Below are 574 nucleotides of genomic sequence, written 5' to 3' on the forward strand. Positions count from 1 at the left end.
GCCACCTGTAGGTGGCCTTCGGCGTCCGGGAGGGGCTCGACGCGACTTCTCTACTACTTCTCTTAAGGGTGTCCGGCTGGTGGGTAGACCCCCGTCCGGCTGGTGCACAGACCCCCTGCTGTCAGCAGTGCGCCCTCGGCATGCCCCGAATCAGTGACGTTCGTTTGAAATGTGCGATCCAGAAGTTACTTTCACGCTAGGGTGTGTGTTGGAGGTGAGGTGTCGATGAGTGAGGACCTGTTCGCGTCGATCGACGCGCTGCTGGCCCGGCCGAAGCCGGTGGAAGACCTGCCGGTCCCGGCCGAGCGGGAGCGGCTGCGCAAGGCCGGCGACTACACCCAGGAGGAGCTGGCCGCGGCGCTGAAGACCCGGCGGGAGACGATCGTGCGCTGGGAGGCCGGGACGAGCGAGCCCCGCCCGCCCAAGCGCGAGGTGTACATCCGGTTCCTCGCGACGCTGGCGCTGCAGCACGGCACGGTCGAGCCCACCGAGTGGCTGCGCCGCGCGCAGGCCGCCGGCCTCGTGCGGCCCCTCGACCAGCCGCCGACCGCCCCGGCCGCGGCCGCCGTACCCG

At 70.4% G+C, this 574-nt stretch carries 1 protein-coding gene; it reads left to right on the top strand.

Annotation, left to right across the window (positions count from 1 at the left end; genetic code table 11):
* Window positions 1-225: 225 nt before the first annotated feature.
* The coding region (locus tag AE652_RS32925) for a helix-turn-helix transcriptional regulator (RefSeq protein ID WP_049658271.1) at window positions 226-574 on the top strand (349 nt) is incomplete at its 3' end.

The sequence above is a fragment of the Kitasatospora sp. MY 5-36 genome (genome assembly GCF_001182915.1).
GTDB lineage: Bacteria > Actinomycetota > Actinomycetes > Streptomycetales > Streptomycetaceae > Kitasatospora.